We start from the raw sequence: 19,854 nt of genomic DNA on the forward strand, positions 1-19,854 counted from the left end.
TGGCATATTTTAAAGAATCATCTACTTATAACTCAAAGTTATTAGTGAAATAAAAACTATGAAATTACTATTTTAGAAAATCACCATTATAATTATCGGTAAATTGATTGTTCAAAAAAATGTCAAAATTAAAAGAGGCGAAGAACAGTGTATATCCAAAAAGGAACTCGAGAATTTACATTAACGAATTTAGCATTGTTTGCAGCAGGATTTATTATTTTTGCAAACTTATACATTACGCAACCTTTATTTCCGCAATTTTCTGAAGAATTCCATGTTTCACCTGCTGTAGCCAGTTTATCATTATCAGCTTCTACTGTCGCCCTATCCTTTAGTTTAATTTTATTTGGATCATTATCGGAAGCTTGGGGACGAAAGCGATTAATGACCTTTTCCATCTTTGCAGCATCGTTCATAACAATTGTGCTAGCATTCTCTCCTTCTTTTGAAATTTTATTGTTATTGAGAGTCATACAAGGCATTGTTTTTGCGGGAATTCCTGCCATTGCGATGGCCTATTTAGGAGAAGAAATGGATCCTTCTAGCCTGGGTATTGCAATGGGACTATATATAAGCGGAAATTCCGTTGGTGGCCTTAGCGGGCGGATTATCATGGGAACGGTAACAGATTTATTTTCGTGGCAAGTAGGAATGCTTTTTCTTGGTATTTTAAGTTTAATTGTGAGCTTCTTTTTCATATGGGCATTGCCGGCATCTCAACATTTTGAACCAAGACCTTTACAATTAGCTTCCTTGACGAAATCACTATTTTCCCATTTAAAAGATCCAGGTTTAGTCTGCTTGTTCGGAATTGCATTCACATTAATGGGGGGATTTGTCACTTTATATAACTATATTAGTTATAAATTGCTAGATGAACCTTACAACCTAAGTACAACTATCGTTGGCTGGATTTTTATAGTTTATTTAGTTGGAACTTTTAGCTCTGCTTGGTTTGGTAGTTTATCGGATCGGTTTGGGCGTCAAAAGGTGCTGTTAGTCGGGATTATGATTATGTTATCGGGAGCTTTATTAACACTTCCCGTCAATTTAATAATTAAAATACTTGGGATTGTTGTATTTACTTTCGGCTTTTTCGGGTCACATTCCATCGCAAGTTCTTGGGTAAGCAGCCGGGCAAAAAGCAATAAAGCTCAAGCCTCTTCCCTTTACTTATTTGCCTACTATTTTGGTTCAAGTGTTGGTGGAACAACAGGTGGATTCTTTTGGTCTAGTTTCGGATGGAACGGGGTAATCGCATTCATCAGTGCGTTTATCATTACTTCTCTCCTATTAGCTGTTATACTGAATTTAAGCAGTAGAAGAACTGAGAATTAATAGTGAAAGTGAGGAGCTCTCATGGAATTTTACGATATCGAAGTAACAACTGCTAAGGGAGAAACATATCCATTAAGCCGCTATAAAGGACAAGTAATGTTAATTGTGAACACTGCATCTAATTGCGGTTTTGCTCCACAATTTGATGAACTAGAAAAAATTTATCAAAAATATAAAGATCGTGGGTTTGTCGTTTTAGGATTCCCCTCCAATCAGTTTAAACAAGAATTAGACTCTGCAAAAGATGCGGAAGAAGCATGTCGAATCAATTACGGAGTGACATTCCCAATCCATGAAATTGTAGCGGTTAACGGAGAAGAGGCACACCCTTTATTTAAATTTTTAACCCGTAATACAAAAGGCGTTCTCGGTTCGAAAGTAAAGTGGAATTTTACGAAATTTTTAGTGGATCGAAACGGTGAAGTAGTCGCTCGTTTTGCCCCGATGGATAAACCATCCAAATTTGAGAAAGAGATTGAGAAATATTTATAATAACGCTTTATATTTCTGGAATGGCTATTATAAAGTGCAGATTGACCATTATCCTATTGGTATTGACTATTTTTTGCTTGACTTTGGCAATTATCACTTCTTTATATCAGCATGTTCAGCTCATTGACAAATTTGGCCATTTATCCTATTGAGTTTGGCTATTATTTACTAAACTTTGACTATTATCTTTCAATCAATTTTCTTGATAATTGGCTATAACTGTCACAATTTTGACTATTATCCTCCTCAGATTGACTAATATGAATTGAAGTTTGACTAATAACCATCTATTAGGACTATTATCTTCAATAAAATAACAGGCTTTCTAGAACGTTATACATTCTAGAAAGCCTTTTTACTATGCATTCGCTAAAAACGCCTTGACGATATGATTTCCGCTTGGTGTACCGATTGACTCAGGATGGAATTGTACGCCATAGATAGGTAGCTGTTTATGTTGAATAGCCATAATTTCTCCATCATCTTTTGACGTTGCAATTACCTCAAAGTCTTTACTTAATGTCGTAGGTTCAATGACTAATGAATGATAACGCATCACTTCTACATCATTAAAACACTCTTTGAACAATCCCTTTCGTTCATAGTTTAATAGCGACGTTTTTCCATGCATGATGCGGTTTGCTTGCACAATCTCACCGCCAAATGCGGCACCGATAATTTGATGCCCTAAACAAACACCAAGGATTGGAAACTCCGTGTACAGTTCTTTTACAAGATTGACCGTTTGAGGAATATCATCAGGTCTTCCAGGTCCTGGCGATAATACAATCGCTTCAGGTTGCATATCACGAATTTCGTCAATCGTGATGTCATCGTAGCGAATAACCTTCACTTCTTTTCCGAGCGAGGCAATTTGTTGATATAAATTGTATGTGAATGAATCGTAATGATCAATTAGTAATATCATCGCTCTACCTCCAACAAAGCCTTCATTTTATTCAGTGTCTCTTCATATTCAGATTGCGGAATGGAATCATACACGATTCCTGCCCCAGCTTGCACATATGCTTTTTCGTCTTTTACGATCATCGTACGTATCGCAATTGCCAAGTCTAAATTGCCATTGATTGAAATATAACCAATTGCCCCTGCGTAAACCCCTCTTTTTTGTTGTTCCAGTTCATTGATAATTTGCATGGCGCGAATTTTCGGAGCTCCGGAAACCGTTCCAGCAGGCAAGCAACTAGTAATGACATCCACTACATGAACATCATCTCTTTTTTCACCGATTACTTCGGAAACAATATGCATTACATATTTATACTTTTCTATTTTCATATATTTTGAAACGTTCACTGTACCGACCTTCGAAACCCTCCCCAAATCGTTTCGACCTAAATCAACGAGCATGCGATGTTCCGCAAGTTCTTTCTCATCACTTAGAAGAAGTTCCTCTAATTTTCGATCATCTTCCTTTGTTTTTCCACGAGGTTTCGTTCCAGCAATCGGATTCGTCTTAATGAATCCATCGGTGATTTTTACTAAACTTTCTGGGGAAGTACCCAAAATTGTATAATCATCAAACTCTAAATAGAACATGTATGGTGATGGATTCGAAGTACGCAGACTGCGGTATAAAGAAAAAGGATTTCCTTTAAAATCTGACGAAAAACGTTGAGATAATACAACTTGAAAAATGTCACCACATTCAATATATTTTTTTGCTTTTTCTACCATTTTCACAAATGTTTCTTGGTCAATGGATGGACGAAATTCAACTGCACTTTTTTCTACTTCAATAAGCGTAGTACCATTTTTCAATTGTTCTTCAATCTGATGGATGTATTCATCCATTTCCTCTCTTGTTTTACCTTCTTGGAATAAATCAATGGCCACGATCGATACTTTTTGTAGTAAATGATCGATGACAATAAAACGATTATAAAACAGAAGATGCACATCTGGCATATTCAACTCATCTGATAAGACAGGTCCGATGTTTTCAGAATAAAAAGCCGTATCATAGCTAAAATAACCAATTGCTCCTCCAAAGAAGGAAAAAGGGAGTGGTTCATTGGAAATAGGGATTATATCTCTCAACTTTTGAAAGACCGAACCTTCCCTCTTTTCCTCCTCCCCTTCTTTCCTAAACAAGTAACTCTCTTTATTGCCAATTAATTCTGCAATCGGATCATAGGCAATAAAGGAATATCTTCCGCTTTCCTCATGTTTCGCAGCAGATTCAAATAATACTTTATTTTTTCCTGAGACACTAAGGAAAACAGAAATAGGGGTCATCATATCTCCCTGTAAAGTTTTCATTACATAATTTACTGTCATCTCTACCTTCTCCTCTCAACTCAACTAACTAAGCTATCAAAATAAAAAAACTCCCCTAAAATTAAAGGACGGGGAGCCGTGGTACCACCTTTATTGACATAAGAAGACTTATGTCCACTCAAAGTTTGTAACGTAAACGATACGCTAGCACCTACTAAACTTTCAATGCTAGAGCTAGAAAACCCATTCGTATTATGTCTTGCACTAGCTCGCACCAACCGCTAGCTCTCTTAGCCAATCCATAATACTACTCTTTTTCATCATCGCTTCCGTATTTGGTTGAAATAATTTTATTATAAATTTTTTCATTATTCAATAAAAACCCTTTTGAAAAGGTTAGAATACTACATTAACGGTTTAAATCTAAGTAAAGGCCTTTTTTCAAATAGAGGATATATTCTGCCATATTCGTTGCCAAATCCGCACACCGCTCAATAAATCGACATACAAAAGATAAATACGTGATTTGCGAAACACTTTCAGGGCTAATGGCAGAAAGTTTCATTAAATGTGCAATCATATTACCATACATTTCATCGATTTGATCATCCATTTCAGCAATTTCTTTTGCATTTTGGACATTTTCTTCCACAAATGCATTAACGACTTGCCGAAGCATCGATATCGTTTTATAGCACATATCTTCCATTAACTCTACTGACGTAATAAACTGTTTCTCCCCAATGCGAATGGCTTCCTTTGATATGTTCACTGCATAATCTCCAACCCGTTCCATATCTGAAGCAGCTTTTAATAAAACGATAAGACGACGAAGATCTGTTGCAACAATTGGTTGTTGTTTGGTCAGAAGGAGCACTACTTTATTATGAATCTCTTCTTCCATCTTGTTCATTTCCACATCTTCTTCTATTATTCGTTTTGCTAATACCATATCTTTTTCAATAAATGCTTGAAACGATAATTCAAATTGATGAATACTTTTATCGCACAAAGTTAAAAATGCTTGTTGCACAGATTCCAATTCTTTGTCCAATCTTTCTCGAATACTCACACACCCATCACTCCTATTAGCCGAAACGCCCTGAAATATAATCTTCTGTACGCTGATCACGTGGTGTTGAGAATATTCGATCTGTGATGTCAAATTCCACTACTTCTCCATTTAAGAAAAAGGCTGTTTTGTCTGAAATCCGGGCCGCTTGTTGCATATTGTGTGTAACAATAATAATGGAGTAATTCTTTTTTAAGTCCTGAATGAGGTCCTCAACTTTTAATGTAGAAATTGGATCAAGGGCAGATGTTGGTTCGTCCATTAAAATGACATCTGGTTCTATCGCTAGACACCGTGCAATACAAATACGTTGTTGTTGTCCTCCTGATAAACCATAAGCATTGTGATGAAGACGATCTTTCACTTCATCCCAAATCGCTGCACCTCTCAATGACCTTTCTACAATTTCATCTAGTATTTTTTTATTTTTAATGCCATGAATTCTCGGACCATAAGCAACGTTATCATATATGGATTTCGGGAAAGGGTTTGGCTTTTGAAACACCATCCCAACTTTTGTACGCAATTCCTCTACTGCATAATCAGCAGCAAAAATATTGCGACCACGGTATAAAATTTCTCCGCTTATTTTCACTGATGGAACAAGTTCCACCATGCGGTTCAACGCTTTAATAAAAGTTGATTTTCCGCATCCTGAAGGCCCGATGATGGCAGTCACTTCATTTTCTTGAACGTTAAATTGAATATCTTTTAACGCATGGTGCTCACCATACCAAAGATTAAAATTGTTCGCATAGAAAACGGATGCTTTACTGTTTGTCTGGAAATTTTCATTCACTTTGAACTGCTTTTCAACAACACGCAAAGGTTTCAGTTCATTGTTAATCATTGTTTGTACCACTTTCACCCATCCTTAATATCGTTTTTGGAATTTATTTCGAATCAACACGGCAATCGAATTCATCAGCACAAGGACAATCATCAACACAATAATTCCCGCTGCAGCAACATATTGAAATGCTTCTTGCGGGCGTTTTGCCCAATCGTAAATTTGCATCGGCAAAGCTGTAAATTCACTAAGCAAACCCGTAGGCAAGAAATGGATAATCACAGGGATTCCGATTACAACTAATGGCGCTGTTTCTCCAATTGCACGAGATAAAGCTAAAATGCTACCCGTCAAGATTCCCGGTATGGCAGATGGCAATACAACTCGAGTAATCGTTTGCCATTTGGTTGCGCCCATACCATATGAAGCTTCCCGCTGTTCTTTTGGTACAGCACGGATCGCTTCTTGTGCAGCTACAATAATGACAGGTAAAATTAATAAACTCATCGTTAATCCAGCAGCTAGAATACTTTTTCCTAAACCAAACATGCGGACAAAAATGGTTAATCCTAATAAACCAAAGACAATTGATGGTACACCAGCTAAGTTGGATATATTTGTTCGAATAAAATCATTAAATCTATTATTCTTTGCATACTCTTCCAAATATATTGCTGTTGCCACCCCAAGTATGATGGAAGTTGGAGCTACAACGAGCATCATACAAATCGAACCAATTAATGCCGCTTTTACTCCAGCTTTTTCAGGAAAACGCGAACCGAAATTGTTAAAGAAATCCCAATTTATGTATCCCGCTCCTTGACATATTATTCTTACAATTAATACAACGAGGGTTAACAATGCAAAAGAAGTAGCAAGGAAGAATATCATTTTCCAAATTTTATTTTTTCTTAATCGAGACTGCATACGCTTCATGACGACGGTATCGTCAATGTATTTCGTCATATCAATATTCCTCCCTGAAGCGTTTCGAAATATATTGAGCTACTAAGTTCATCAATAAAGTGAATATAAACAACGTAAATCCAACGGCATACATAGAATAGTAAATTGTTGTGCCGTAACCTGCATCACCAGAAGATACTTGTACGATATAGGCTGTCATCGTTTGAATTGAACCCGTGATATTGAAATCAAAAGTTGGGGTTGCACCGCCGGCGAGGGAGACAATCATCGTTTCACCGATAGCCCGAGAAATGCCCAATACAATGGATGCAACGATGCCGGATAACGCTGCAGGAAGTACAACTTTTAACGAAACTTCGAGCTTTGTAGCACCCAGCGCGAGAGCTCCTTCTCGAATAGCATTTGGTACAGAATTCATGGCATCTTCCGATAAAGAGATAATGCTAGGTAAAATCATGATTCCCACTACGATCCCTGGACTAAGAGCATTAAATAATTTCAGCGACGGTATCAAAGTTTGTAATATCGGTGTGACAAACGTCAGAGCAAAAAAACCATAGACAATGGTCGGTACACCTGCTAATACTTCCAAAATCGGTTTCATGATTTTTCGAGTTTTGTCAGAAGCATATTCACTTAAATAAATTGCTACTGACAAACCTATCGGAACAGCTACACCTATTGCAATCAGCGTCACTTTGAATGTTCCTAATATGAGTGGTAAAACACCAAAGGATGGACTGCCACTTGAAAATGGATACCATTCTGTTCCAAATAAAAACTCGACAATTGATACTCTCCTAAAAAACTCAAAGGTCTCGAAAATTAATGTAAAGACAATGCCTAATGTGGTAACAACAGAAATCAGTGCTGCTAATAGGAGTAAAATAGGCATTATTTTTTCAATGATTTTTTTGCCCTTTTTATTTCGAGATTTCTCAATCAATTGTTGGATTGATTGCTCTTTCTCAATGCTTTGAGCCATTTCATAATCTCCCTTCTACCCCTGCAAAGTGTGTGGGTGAAAGCCCCCCACACACTAACAATCTAAAGGATTATTTAAATTGTTCTAACGTTTTCAGCTCTTCTCTATACTTATCATCAGGTAAACGCACATATCCAACAGCTTCAGCCATGTCTCCAGCGTTTTCTAAAGTGAATTTCATAAAATCGTAAAATGATTCATTCTCAATGATTTTTTTATTGTTTACGAATACAAATAACGGACGAGAGAGCGGCGTGTATTCCCCGTTTTCAATTGTTTCATTTGATGGTTCTATACCGTTCACGCGTACCGCTTTTAATTTATCTTGATTTTCCAAATAGTAAGCATAGCCAAAGAATCCGATCGCGTTTTTATCAGAAGCAACGCCTTGAACAATTACGTTATCATCTTCAGACAATTGAGCTGATCGAACTAAATCTTCACCTTCCAAAATCACTTCGTCGAAATAGTCAAAGGTACCTGAATCTGTTCCTGGTGCATAGTAGACAATTTCTTCATCTGGCCAAGATGGATCAAGATCAGACCATTTTTTCACTTTTCCGTCTTCAATCCAAATTTCTTTTAATTGTTCAATTGTTAAATCCGTAGCCCAATCGTTATCTGAATTAATTACGACAGTGATACCGTCATAAGCAATTTCAAATCTTGTATATTCAATACCCGCATCTTTTAAAGCTTGAGCTTCTTCTTCTTTAATTTCTCGTGAAGCATTTGAGAAATCCGTTTCGCCGGCGATGAATTTTTCAAATCCTCCACCAGTTCCAGATACCCCAACAGATACTTGTACATTTGGTTCAACAGCAGCATATTCTTCTACAAGTGCTTCAACAATAGGGGCAACAGTTGAAGAACCATCACCTGTTACAGAGCCTGCTAATTGTGCTTCTCCATTTTCTGCTTGTTGTGGTATATTTCCAGCATTTGTGCCAGCTTCATTTTTTTCTCCGCCACATGCTCCAAGTAGTAATGCAGAACTTACCATTGCAGTCATCGTTAAGAACTTCCACTTTTTCATCTGAAATTTCCTCCATCGTTTAATAGTTTAATTTTCACTACATTTCCCACTATAAAATTCATATATTGATCTTGTTTAAAGGAATTGTTAAGAGATTGTAAATTTGCACTACTTTTGGATGCAGAAAATGTTAAGATTGCAATTTAAAAGAAAGAGGAATTTTTACTAAAAACAGAAACAAAAAAACATCATTCTCTGTAAGAAAATGATGTTTCCATATCGAAAATAAAAAGAGGCGTCCAAAAATGGATGCCTCATCATATTTAAGTTCGTTTATAATTATAATTTAACAACGTTAGCAGCTTGAGGTCCGCGGTTGCCTTCAACCACTTCGAATTCCACTTTTTGACCTTCATCAAGAGTTTTGAAACCTTCACCTTGAATAGCTGAGAAGTGTACGAATACGTCGTTTTCGCCTTCAACTTCGATGAATCCAAAACCTTTTTCTGAGTTAAACCATTTTACTGTACCTTGTTTCATTGAAAAAAACCTCCAAAAAAATAAAAATATTTTTACAATATGGAATTGTTTTTATTACCAGAATAAAAAAAATTCACATATTACGAAGAGTACCGACAAAAACACCGATCACTCTTTGTAATATGTGAATCACTTGTTTCCGGCCTTACAATTCAATTGTATTTATATTATACCACCATATTACAAAATGTCAAACGATTTTTATACAGATTTGAAATCGTTCTCCAATGGATCGGGATATATTTTGTTACTATTATTGATTATATTCAAGTTGTTGCACAATTATACCATGAAAAATTTGTAATTCATCATCACAAGCTTCACAATAAGTTTTTTCATCTTCCGACCAAAAGGCAAAATACTTTCCTTCCCTGCTCTCCTCATGGTCAAATTTTTTTCTAAACACATTAAGAGTTTCTTTTATTGCAACTTCAAATTGTTCTTTCGTATCAAAAACTTCTTCTGACACAATATGTGATTCCCAACCTTCAAATTGCCACCAAGGTTCAAAGTCTGCCTTCATATAAATAATTTTATACACGTTGAAAAACCCCATTCTTTTCATAATAAAAAATATGTTAAAATATCTATAACTTGGTAATTTTTGAATCGAAAGGAAGGACTTAAGTATGGTTTTAACATTTAAACCAAGAGTTCATTTAAACGATTTATTAGAACGTGGAACTGATATAGAAGCATCAGGACGTTTTTTAAAAACCTTACAATATAATCATTTTACAAAAAAGGATCAGCAAAATTTACAAGAATTATTTAAAAAAATTGTAAACTTCACTCCAACAATGAGCAATATTTTTCAACGCTATTTAAAAGAAATTTCACCGAAAGGCGAAAATCCTATTCCAGAAGAAAAAATTGAAAAATATTTGCAACAATTTTTTCTTAATGAACGAAATGATGAGTATGTACAAAATGCGATAAAATTTTTTCACTTATTCAGAATACATAATTTTGAAACTGGAAAATTAATCGTATTATTTAATCAATTCTCCTTTTACATTAGTACTCACATTTTACATAACTTTGGTATGAAACCTCATAAAGCATTGGAATATTTGCGCTCATTAAACGCTGCAATGAATGTAGAGCAAGAGTTATTGGTAGAAGTATTAACAGAAAGAATGATCGAAAATGTCATTACAGAAATTTCTTCGCTAATTGAATCCAATACGAAAATCATCTACATGAAAGATTTAATTCAACGCGTTGATCAACAAACAACGGAAATTCAAAATTCCACCGCAGCAATCGAACAAGTTTCCGCTTCGATTGGAGAAGTTGCCCGTGCTTCATCGCAAATATCTGAGAAAACGACGGATTCAGTTAGCAATGTTATCGACGGAAAAAATACAATTGAAAAAGCGTTAAATGATATTTTTCAAACGGATGATACGTTCCAACAAATTGTTAAATCATTCCATCAATTACAAAACTATGTGAACGAAATTGATAGTATCGTCACAATAATAAACGAAATTGCAGACCAAACAAATTTACTAGCACTTAACGCTTCTATTGAGGCAGCTCGTGCTGGTGAACATGGGAAAGGTTTCTCTGTTGTGGCACAAGAAGTACGAAAATTAGCTGAAGGAACAGTGAACGCATTAAATGAAGTATCACAAAATGTCGATGCATTTAAACAATATTCAAATATGGTTTCCGATTCCATTGCAGATGCTTCACAGAAGATTAAAGAAGCTACTTCAGAGGCAAAACAGTCGTTACCATTATTAAACTCAATTGTACATGCAATTGAAAGTATTAAACATGATGTTGCCAGCACTGCTTCCATTACTGAAGAACAAGCTGCTGCCGTTGATGAAATTACTAAACGTATGTCTGAAATGGCCAATCTTCAAGAACAAATTCATAGCTTAGGTAAACAAACGTCTGAAAGTATATTTGCACTAAGTAAAGAAATGATGCGTTTCCGAAATGACATTATCAATAATAACCCTGTTCACTTATCCAGTACCGCCCTTTTACAATTATCAAAAACTGATCATCTATTATGGAAATGGCGGGTATATAACATGATTTTAGGAGTTGAAGAATTATCACCAGAAGAAGTTTCCTCCCACCAAGATTGCCGTTTAGGAAAATGGTATTATGCAAATGACACCCAAGCTAAATTTAAACATGTAGAATCTTTCAAAGAATTAGAGTACGTTCATAAGCAAGTTCATATTGCTGCAAAAAATGCAATTTTGGAATTAAGTAGAGGAAATCGACAACAAGCAGAAATCCATTTGCAAGAAATCGAAAAAGCTTCTGAAAAAGTCATTCACTATTTAAATGATTTAATTCATATGTTGAAAACCCACGGCTAAATGAAAATTTAATTGATTGTAGGTGGAGTGATGGCAAAGAGGGCGCACATTATGATCAATGTCGCTGAAAAAAGATTTGGCAACCGATTTTTCATTCAACAGAAGGCGTTAGAATTAGGATTAAAAGGGAATTTTCGTATAAATGAAAACGATCAGCTTGAAATCGATGTGGAAGGGAAAAATCAATCTATTGATGAATTTTTGCATTTTATTCAAAAAGGTGAAAATCTAAAATCAAGTTTGTCAATCAAAACTTTTGATGATTTACAAGGTTATGAAAAATTGAATTTTGAATTGATGTAATTGGACGTTTTTTAAACGTCCAATTTTTTGTATTTCCCCCATTCCTTCTCTTTAAAAATATGTGAAAAAAGTAGTATCATTTAAATAGAGAAATGATAAATTCAAATAAGTTTTTGAAACTTTTATTCCCCACCGAACGTATTTATACTAAGAAAACGAGGAGGTACGCATATGCTGGGGGTAAGCAACTTCATCATACGACATTTACTCAATTTTTTCTTTAGTTTTACAGTTTTTATCATATTAGTTGTTCAATTAAATATCAGTTTTCTGAATGGATTAATCATACCAATTGCATCCATTCTAACTTATATAGTTAGTAATTATATCATTAAATCTGTTCAAAAATATAAAAAGACGAAAGCACTCGGCTTTACCCGTTCAGAATATAATCATATTGAATCCCAATTAAAACAAGCAAAAAGCCACATAAATTTATTAACACAGCAATATATTCGAGTGCGTTCCATTCGTTCTTTTAAATTACTAAATGAAATGACAAAGTTGTCTAGAAGAATAGTCAATATCGTTCAAACAAATCCGCAAAAATTTTACACAGTTGAAGATTTCTTCTATTCTCACCTGCCTTCAGCTGTGCAATTGAGCAAAAATTACGCAACGTTAGTACAACAGCAAATTAAAGATGCTGATGTGCATATCGCTCTTGAAGAGGCTCGAAAAGCGATGAAAAAATTACAAAGTTCGATGGAAGATGACTTAAAAGCTGCTCTTGCATCTGATTTAGAAAATTTAAAATTGGAGTTGGATTATGTCAAACTCGAGCATGAAAAAAAACAAAAGCAAATAGAATTTGGGAGGGAAAATCAATGATGGAGAAAAAGAGCTCAGAAGGTTTTGAACTGTTCCCAAACGAGAGCTCTTTTTCTATTGTGGAGAGTAAAGTATTCCCTACCCTTACTGAAGAAGAGCAGTCAAAAGCATTATATTTAGCAAGCGAGCTAGATAGTACTTGCTATGAAGCCATTGTTCGTTTTGGTGAAGAAGTTCAAAAATCCCTAAAACATTTTACCCATCAATTATTAGTTCAAGTACAAAGAAACGATACTTCACCAATTCGAGAGATTTTATCGACCTTAATTGAACAGTTGGATTCAATGAATCTCGATCAATTCAACATTCAAGATAAAGGATTTTTAAGAAAACTATTTAAACGAAAAACTTCCATTCAACAAATCGTTTCCCAATACAATCGCTTAAGTAAGCAAATCGACCGTCTAACGATTCATTTAAAACGAGCTCAAGAGAATTTATTGACGGATAACAATATGTTAAATAAGTTATATGAAAAAAATGAAGAATATTTTCAAGAAATCAATTTGTACATTGCTGCTTTGGAAATGAAAAGACTTGACCTTCAAAAGCAGTTGCAAATGGTGGAAAAGGATTATAACGATATGGACAACCCCATGATGAGGCAAAAGTTACTCGATATGAAAAATGCGGCGGAATGGCTAGATCGAAGAATGTATGATTTACAAATATCGCGGGAAATAGCTATTCAAACAGCTCCCCAAATTCGCATGATTCAATCAACCAATGAAATGCTCATTGAAAAAATTCAGTCATCTATATTATCAACAATCCCTTTATGGCAATCTCAAATTTCCATGCTCGTCAACCTCAATCGCCAACATCGTGCAAATGCGACAAGTCATCATTTAATGAATACTTCAGAGAAGTTAGCGATGAAAAGCGCTGAAATGACGAGCATTACCGAAAGTCATGTAGAACTGGATCATTTGAAAGAAACGCAAATACAGCTTATCGAATCAATCGAAGAAACATTGCAAATTCAAGCCGACCGGAACGAAAAACAACAATTGATTGAACAAACCATCCATGAAATAGATGGCAAGTAAAATAGCACGAGTGATACAAAACACTCGTGCTTATTATTTATTCGAAGTACTCTTTATAATACCCGCCTACTTTTCCAGTATTATCAACTATAAAAATAAATTCTTCTGTTTCATTTTTCACTTCATATTCTTTCCCAACAGTTAACACGTTAGATACTAAATATTTTTTCGCATTTGTATTCACACATTTTACTGTACGAATAGTAGGTGCGTCCTTCCATTTTAAGTGTAGCATTATCATACCCTCTCTCTTCATTAAACTATCGTTTACAATTATATCATCTAATTGCCAAGTACATACATGAAAGTTTTCAAAACCATCTCTCATGAACTTCTTGTCCAGTTAACACATTTCATTTTAACAAATACTGATGGATTTTGTCGTCCATTAGGTAATTTCGATTTACTTAATTTATCGTATGCTTATTTATGATTCTTTATTAATAAAAATATGGTTTAAATCTGTTGTAGTAGAATTTTAGATAAATCCATTTCTTGAGCACTAGCAACTTTTCTTCCCTTTCCTTTTAAAAAATATTCGCCAACCATCACCAGTAAGCCTTATTGAAACTTTTCCAAACATAAGTACAGTTGTCACGGTACATTTCTGTGCAATTTACATATAATAATGAAAACGTTATTTTCCATTCTGGTTGATAAATTTGTTGTTATTTGCAAAGACTATCAAGTGAACCATCCCTGTGATTTCTCAACATACGCTGATGAAATAGGTGATCGTGATGTTAAACTACTTAGATGTTGGGACAGGTGAAGAAATAGTCTTTATTCATGGATTAGGAAACCGCATACAAGCTTGGGCTCCCCAATTGGAACTGACTACACAATATCGATTAATTATCATCGAATTAAGAGGACATGGTGACTCTCCAGAAAAGGAAAATATCAATGTCGAATTTTTTGCAAAAGACATAATTGAAGTATTAGATTATTTAAATATCGAAAAAGCACATTTTGTTGGTTTATCACTCGGTGGAATCGTTGCACTAGAAATATGTAAGCGTTTTAAAAAGCGTGTAAAATCACTCATTTTATGTAATACAACTTACTATATTCCTACTTTGCTTGGGAATATTACTCTTGAAAAAACAAAACGATTTTTAAAAAAATCGTCACTCGAACAACTGAATGAACGGCTCATCAAAAAATGTTTATACAATCCTGAAGAACAAAAGGTTTATGAATTAGCAAAGAATGCTTTTCACATTCGAGAAGATACGTATTTAAAATCAGTTCAATCAGCTTTTGGAAGAAACTATTTTTATGATTTGTTGACCATTAATGTGCCAACACTGATTATTGGTTCACTAGAAGATAAAGTTGTACCTATTCAAAATGCCTATCTGATGCATTACATGATTAAGTCTTCCAATTTAATTATTTTTGAAAATACAGGACATTTGTCGAATATCGAGCGACCAGAACTATTCAATTTAGCCATTGCTCAACATATCAAACAATTTCAAAATAAAGTAAGTTAAAAAGGGGGCGTCTAACAAGTCATTTTGAGACACCCCCTTTGCGGCTGTCGCACATGCTTTCGCCGCAGATAAATTGCGGCTGTCGCACATGCTTTCGCCGCAGATAAATTGCGGCTGTCGCTAGTGCTTTCGACGCAGATAAATTGCGACGAGGAGGCGCGTTTGATGTGACCACCGCAGGAGAAAAGTTTTCAAGAGAATATAACTATTAAGAAATAAGGCTGTTCAGAAAGTGATTGACTTTCTGGACAGCCCCGTTCCATCTTATTTATTTAATGTTCGTCTTAAGAACTCTTTTGTTCTTTCGTGTATTGGGTTGACTAGTACTTGTTCAGGAGGCCCTTCTTCAACAATGACCCCTTTATCCATAAATACGACTCGATCTGAAACTTCTTTTGCAAATTCCATTTCATGGGTAACAATTAACATCGTATTTCCGGCCTTCGCAAGGTCTCGCATAACCTTTAGTACTTCCCCTACCATTTCTGGGTCAAGGGCAGAAGTCGGTTCATCAAATAGCATCACGTCTGGATCCATTGCTAAAGCTCTTGCAATTGCAACCCTCTGTTTTTGTCCACCTGAAAGTTGTCGAGGTCGCGCATTCTTATAGCGATCCATTCCAACAATCGTTAAATATTTCATCGCATTGTTTATGGCTTCCTCTTTTGAACGTTTCAATACTTTTACTTGTCCGACTATACAATTCCCTAATACATCCAAGTTATTAAATAAGTTAAACTGCTGGAATACCATACCTAAGTGCGTACGATATTTTTCTTTATTGTAACCTTCCGTTAAAATATTTTCTCCATTAAAAATAATCTCACCGCCTGTAGGAGTTTCCAGCAAGTTAATGCAACGCAATAATGTGGATTTTCCTGATCCTGAAGCTCCAATTAACGTTACAACTTCCCCTTTTCTTACTTGGAAATTGACATCTTTCAATACTTCATGATTGCCGAATGTTTTATTTAAATGTTTGATATCAATGACCACTGTCATAGCATTACTCACCATCCTTTATCGGCTTGTTTCCTGTCACAAGCTCCACTCGGTACGAATCAGGTCCATCCATTTTCTTCTCAAACCAAAGAAGAATACGAGTTACAGTGAATGTCATAATGAAGTACAATACGCAGGCAATTAAGAATGCTTCTGCATAACGATATGTACTACCCGCAACAGAGTTCGTTGTAAAGAATAATTCAACTACACTAATGACACTTAGTACAGAAGAGTCCTTTATATTCATAACGAGCTGGTTACCAGTCGCTGGTAAAATATTTCGAGCTACTTGAGGAAGGATAATATAGAACATTGTTTGAAAATGATTCATACCAATCGCTTCACTGGCCTCGTATTGTCCTTTATCGATTGAAACAATTCCACCTCGCACATACTCTGCCATATAAGCACCTGTATTTAAGCTGATAACAATTAAACCAGCAACAAAGCGATTTAATTGAATATCAATGGCATAGAGTCCGTAGAACACAACCATCGCTTGTACCATCATTGGAGTGCCACGGAATAGTTCAACATAGCAAGTTAGTATAAAATTAATAGTTTTTAATGCATATGTTTTAAAGGATTTTTTTTGCAATGGAATCGTGTGCATAACCCCGATGAAAAATCCGATAATCGCACCAAAAATCGTACCTAATATCGCAAGAATTAATGCAATCCATGCTCCTCGCAAAAACAAATCCCAGTTATTCTGAAAAATATTCCAAACTGTTTCTAAGAAAGACATAAAGAAATCCCCTTATTGTTTTTTTGTTCGCACTTAGAAGAATTAAAGTTAAGCACAGTAAATAACTTTACAGGGAAGGAAAATGGAAAAAGGTTGTCTTATAGAGAATCTCAAGACAACCTTTCACCACACTATTGTTGTGATGGTTGATTTTTAATAGCTTCTTCCATGATTTGATGACGTTCATCTTCCGTAATACCAGCTAAAATTTCGTTAATTTTATCTTTTAAGTCCGAACCTTTTTTCAAGCCAACAGCGATTGCTGTATCAGATTCATCAGCCTCAAATCCGTCTTCTGGAACAATGTAAGTAAATCCTTCAATTGCTGCCTCAGCAGACATCCCTTCTGGACGTTCTGAAATATAAGCATCAATTGCACCAGAAGATAATTGGATTCGCATTTGGCCAAAATCTGTAGCTGGTACTTGTTTATTAACGCCAGTCATTTGATCGATTACTTTGTAGTGAGTAGTACCTTGTTGTGCTGTTACTTTAGCCCCTTCAAAATCATGAATCGATTTTGCATTTGCATATGGACCATCTTTTTTCACAACAATTACGAAATCACTCGTATAATAGTTGTCTGTAAAATCGATTACTTCCATGCGTTCAGGAGTAGGTGACATACCCGCAATAACTGCATCAATTGCACCAGATTGTAATGATGGAATTAAACCATCCCAGTCAGTTTTTACAATTTGAAGCTCCATCCCTAATCCTTCAGCAATACGTTTTGCGATTTGAACATCGTAACCGTTTGCAAACTCTTTAGAATCTGCAATAGGAACTGCTCCATTTGAGTCATCTTTTTGAGACCAGTTAAATGGTGCATAAGCAGCTTCCATACCTACTCTTAATACACTTTTTGACTCGGATGAAGATTCTGAATCTTTTTGTGATTCTCCACCTGTTGATTCTTTGTTTCCTGAACCACATGCTGCAAGAACGAGAACCGTCATCATGGTTATGAAAAGTAGCAATAATTTCTTTTTCATCTTAATTCCCCCTGTCTCTGTTTAGCTTAGCTTCACAAATAAAAAGCGACCTAAGAAGAACTTAAGGTCGCATCAATTTGTTAGACTAATACCTCTAGTTCCACTTTGGAATAGCACACCTTACATATAAACATGTAAGACAGTGTTACAGTTATTCACTGTAACCCCAGCATAGTTATCTGAGCAAATAACTACACTTCGGCGATATTTCCTTCTTTCCCACTTCTTCACTCGCTCAAGCTCCATGAGAAACTAATAAATACCGCGCCTCTACCCTACCAAGTGAGGCTAGAATATTCAATTGTTAAGAGAAGCATAACCTAAATGGTGTTTACTTGTCAATAACAAATAGGAAAAGTTTAATAGTACCAAATATACTCCCCAAAAATAGTTGGGGAGTATATTATACATTTTCTTATGAATTTAGAAGTAAATCTTCAGGATTTTCGATTAATTCTTTAACTGTTTTTAAGAATCCAACTGAATCTTTACCATCAATGATTCGATGATCGTATGAAAGTGCCACATACATCATTGGACGAATTTCAACTTGGCCGTTTACAGCTACTGGACGGTTTACAATTGAGTGCATACCAAGGATACCTGCTTGCGTACCATTGATAATCGGTGTTGAAGCTAATGAACCAAAGATACCGCCATTTGTAATTGTAAATGTTCCGCCTTGTAAATCAGAAATTGCTAATTTCTTTTCACGTGCTTTTTGAGCAAGTTCTGCAATTTCTCTTTCAATTTCAGCGAAGTTTTTGCGATCTGCATCACGTACAACTGGAACTACTAAACCTTCTTCTGTAGATACCGCAATACCGATATCATAAATGTTAAATTTATGAATTTCATCACCAACAATTTGTGCATTTACATAAGGGTATTTTTTCAATGCAGCAACTACTGCTTTTGTGAAGAATGACATGAATCCAAGTTTAATACCATTCTCATTCACAAATTGCTCTTGCTTACGTTTACGTAATTCCATTACATTTGTCATGTCAATTTCGTTGAATGTTGTTAACATTGCCGTATTTTGTTTAACTTCAAGAAGACGTTTTGCAATTGTTTGACGTCGACGGCTCATTCTTTCAACTGTAACGCGAGATTCATCTACAGTTACAGCAGGTGCTACAGGTTGTGCTGCTTGCACTGGTTGTGCTGGTTTAGCAGCATGAGCAGCAACATCTTGTACACGAACTCGGCCTTGTGGGTCTACTGGTGAAATTGCTGCTAAATCAATGCCTTTTTCACGAGCAAGTTTACGTGCAGCTGGTGAAGCTACTACGCGCTCATTAGATGTTTCCTCAACAACCGGTGCAGCTTGTGCTGGTTGTGCTTGAGGAGCTTGTGGTTGTTCCTCTTTAACCGCTTCTTTTGCAGGTTCTGCTTGAGGTGCTGGAGTAGGTTCAGCTCCACCTTCAACAGGCTCAACGATCGCAATTGTTTGGCCAACTAATACTGTATCGCCTTCTTCAGCTAAAATTTGAGTTAATACTCCTGCTTCTTCAGAAATAATTTCTGCATTTACTTTATCTGTTTCTAATTCAACAATGAATTCGCCTTTCTCAACGCGATCTCCAACTTTTTTCACCCATTGTGCAATTGTACCTTCCGTAATCGATTCTGCTAATTCAGGGACTTTAATTTCAGCCACTTTTTATATCCTCCTTTAATTCTCAACACTGTTAAATCTTAACGTAAATTAT

Annotated in this window: 21 protein-coding genes, 1 riboswitch and 1 other annotated feature; of the genes, 7 read left to right on the top strand and 14 right to left on the bottom strand. The window is 35.6% G+C overall.

Translation table 11 applies throughout. The annotated features are described in order from the left end of the window. The first annotated feature begins 147 nt into the window (after positions 1–147). A complete protein-coding gene (locus tag NSQ18_RS00655; RefSeq protein WP_016839235.1) occupies positions 148–1,338 on the top strand; it encodes an MFS transporter in 1,191 nt (396 codons plus the stop codon). 21 nt (positions 1,339–1,359) lie between these two features. Next, a complete protein-coding gene (locus NSQ18_RS00660) occupies positions 1,360–1,830 on the top strand; it encodes a glutathione peroxidase (protein ID WP_016839234.1) in 471 nt (156 codons plus the stop codon). Between the two features lie 358 nt (positions 1,831–2,188). Here NSQ18_RS00660 and NSQ18_RS00665 read toward each other — a convergent pair whose 3' ends face one another. The 9 genes from NSQ18_RS00665 to NSQ18_RS00705 form a co-directional block, all read right to left on the bottom strand. Next, positions 2,189–2,758 carry an aminodeoxychorismate/anthranilate synthase component II gene (locus NSQ18_RS00665; RefSeq protein WP_016839233.1) on the bottom strand — a complete coding sequence of 190 codons (570 nt, stop codon included), beginning with the start codon at positions 2,756–2,758 and terminating at the stop codon, positions 2,189–2,191. Next, the gene (gene trpE / locus NSQ18_RS00670; RefSeq protein WP_016839232.1) at positions 2,755–4,131 is read right to left on the bottom strand and encodes an anthranilate synthase component I; all 1,377 of its coding nucleotides are present in this window, start codon (positions 4,129–4,131) and stop codon (positions 2,755–2,757) included. The genes NSQ18_RS00665 and trpE overlap by 4 nt, the downstream gene beginning before the upstream one ends. Positions 4,132–4,192: 61 nt before the next feature. Beyond that, positions 4,193–4,404: a binding site (T-box leader), on the bottom strand. 76 nt (positions 4,405–4,480) lie between these two features. Beyond that, complete coding sequence (gene phoU, locus NSQ18_RS00675) at positions 4,481–5,143, bottom strand: phosphate signaling complex protein PhoU (protein WP_016839230.1); 663 nt, start codon at positions 5,141–5,143, stop codon at positions 4,481–4,483. A gap of 16 nt (positions 5,144–5,159) precedes the next feature. Next, the gene (pstB, locus tag NSQ18_RS00680) at positions 5,160–5,993 is read right to left on the bottom strand and encodes a phosphate ABC transporter ATP-binding protein PstB (RefSeq protein ID WP_026019134.1); all 834 of its coding nucleotides are present in this window, start codon (positions 5,991–5,993) and stop codon (positions 5,160–5,162) included. Positions 5,994–6,017: 24 nt separating this feature from the next. Beyond that, positions 6,018–6,899: a phosphate ABC transporter permease PstA gene (gene pstA / locus NSQ18_RS00685; protein ID WP_016839228.1), complete on the bottom strand. Its 882-nt coding sequence runs from the start codon at positions 6,897–6,899 to the stop codon at positions 6,018–6,020. A 1-nt stretch (position 6,900) separates the two neighbouring features. Further along, a complete protein-coding gene (pstC, locus tag NSQ18_RS00690; protein WP_016839227.1) occupies positions 6,901–7,845 on the bottom strand; it encodes a phosphate ABC transporter permease subunit PstC in 945 nt (314 codons plus the stop codon). A gap of 70 nt (positions 7,846–7,915) precedes the next feature. Further along, complete coding sequence (locus tag NSQ18_RS00695) at positions 7,916–8,881, bottom strand: PstS family phosphate ABC transporter substrate-binding protein (protein ID WP_016839226.1); 966 nt, start codon at positions 8,879–8,881, stop codon at positions 7,916–7,918. Positions 8,882–9,160: 279 nt separating this feature from the next. Next, on the bottom strand, positions 9,161–9,361 hold the full coding sequence (locus tag NSQ18_RS00700; protein WP_016839225.1) for a cold-shock protein: 201 nt from the start codon (positions 9,359–9,361) through the stop codon (positions 9,161–9,163). Positions 9,362–9,614: 253 nt separating this feature from the next. After that, entirely contained in the window at positions 9,615–9,902 is a 288-nt protein-coding gene (locus tag NSQ18_RS00705) for a DUF1033 family protein (protein WP_016839224.1), read from the bottom strand. Positions 9,903–9,990: 88 nt separating this feature from the next. Between NSQ18_RS00705 and NSQ18_RS00710 the strand changes: the two genes are divergently transcribed. From NSQ18_RS00710 to NSQ18_RS00725, 4 genes are all read left to right on the top strand, one after another. Beyond that, a complete protein-coding gene (locus NSQ18_RS00710) occupies positions 9,991–11,709 on the top strand; it encodes a globin-coupled sensor protein (RefSeq protein ID WP_339288601.1) in 1,719 nt (572 codons plus the stop codon). A 30-nt stretch (positions 11,710–11,739) separates the two neighbouring features. After that, positions 11,740–12,012 carry an acylphosphatase gene (locus NSQ18_RS00715; RefSeq protein ID WP_026019132.1) on the top strand — a complete coding sequence of 91 codons (273 nt, stop codon included), beginning with the start codon at positions 11,740–11,742 and terminating at the stop codon, positions 12,010–12,012. Between the two features lie 171 nt (positions 12,013–12,183). Further along, positions 12,184–12,843 (top strand): 5-bromo-4-chloroindolyl phosphate hydrolysis family protein, encoded by a 660-nt coding sequence (locus tag NSQ18_RS00720; protein ID WP_016839217.1) that lies wholly within the window; start codon positions 12,184–12,186, stop codon positions 12,841–12,843. Beyond that, the gene (locus tag NSQ18_RS00725; protein WP_016839214.1) at positions 12,840–13,892 is read left to right on the top strand and encodes a toxic anion resistance protein; all 1,053 of its coding nucleotides are present in this window, start codon (positions 12,840–12,842) and stop codon (positions 13,890–13,892) included. The genes NSQ18_RS00720 and NSQ18_RS00725 overlap by 4 nt, the downstream gene beginning before the upstream one ends. 37 nt (positions 13,893–13,929) lie before the next feature. On the opposite strand, the gene NSQ18_RS00730 is transcribed toward NSQ18_RS00725, so the two are convergent. Beyond that, positions 13,930–14,127, bottom strand: coding sequence for a DUF6501 family protein (locus tag NSQ18_RS00730; RefSeq protein ID WP_016839213.1), 198 nt, complete (start codon positions 14,125–14,127; stop codon positions 13,930–13,932). Positions 14,128–14,632: 505 nt separating this feature from the next. Here NSQ18_RS00730 and NSQ18_RS00735 point away from each other — a divergent pair. Continuing rightward, positions 14,633–15,391: an alpha/beta hydrolase gene (locus tag NSQ18_RS00735; protein WP_016839212.1), complete on the top strand. Its 759-nt coding sequence runs from the start codon at positions 14,633–14,635 to the stop codon at positions 15,389–15,391. Positions 15,392–15,655: 264 nt separating this feature from the next. Here the strand turns inward: NSQ18_RS00735 and NSQ18_RS00740 are convergent, their stop codons facing one another. From NSQ18_RS00740 to odhB, 4 genes are all read right to left on the bottom strand, one after another. Next, positions 15,656–16,393: an amino acid ABC transporter ATP-binding protein gene (locus NSQ18_RS00740; RefSeq protein WP_016839211.1), complete on the bottom strand. Its 738-nt coding sequence runs from the start codon at positions 16,391–16,393 to the stop codon at positions 15,656–15,658. A 4-nt stretch (positions 16,394–16,397) separates the two neighbouring features. Further along, positions 16,398–17,144 (bottom strand): amino acid ABC transporter permease, encoded by a 747-nt coding sequence (locus NSQ18_RS00745; RefSeq protein ID WP_016839210.1) that lies wholly within the window; start codon positions 17,142–17,144, stop codon positions 16,398–16,400. Positions 17,145–17,275: 131 nt separating this feature from the next. Next, entirely contained in the window at positions 17,276–18,139 is an 864-nt protein-coding gene (locus NSQ18_RS00750) for a transporter substrate-binding domain-containing protein (protein ID WP_016839209.1), read from the bottom strand. 103 nt (positions 18,140–18,242) lie between these two features. Beyond that, positions 18,243–18,420: riboswitch (Lysine riboswitch) on the bottom strand. Positions 18,421–18,554: 134 nt separating this feature from the next. Then, positions 18,555–19,802 (bottom strand): 2-oxoglutarate dehydrogenase complex dihydrolipoyllysine-residue succinyltransferase, encoded by a 1,248-nt coding sequence (odhB, locus tag NSQ18_RS00755; protein WP_016839208.1) that lies wholly within the window; start codon positions 19,800–19,802, stop codon positions 18,555–18,557. Positions 19,803–19,854: the final 52 nt, after the last annotated feature.

It is taken from the genome of Ureibacillus sp. FSL K6-0786, from assembly GCF_037965165.1.
Taxonomy (GTDB): domain Bacteria; phylum Bacillota; class Bacilli; order Bacillales_A; family Planococcaceae; genus Ureibacillus; species Ureibacillus thermosphaericus.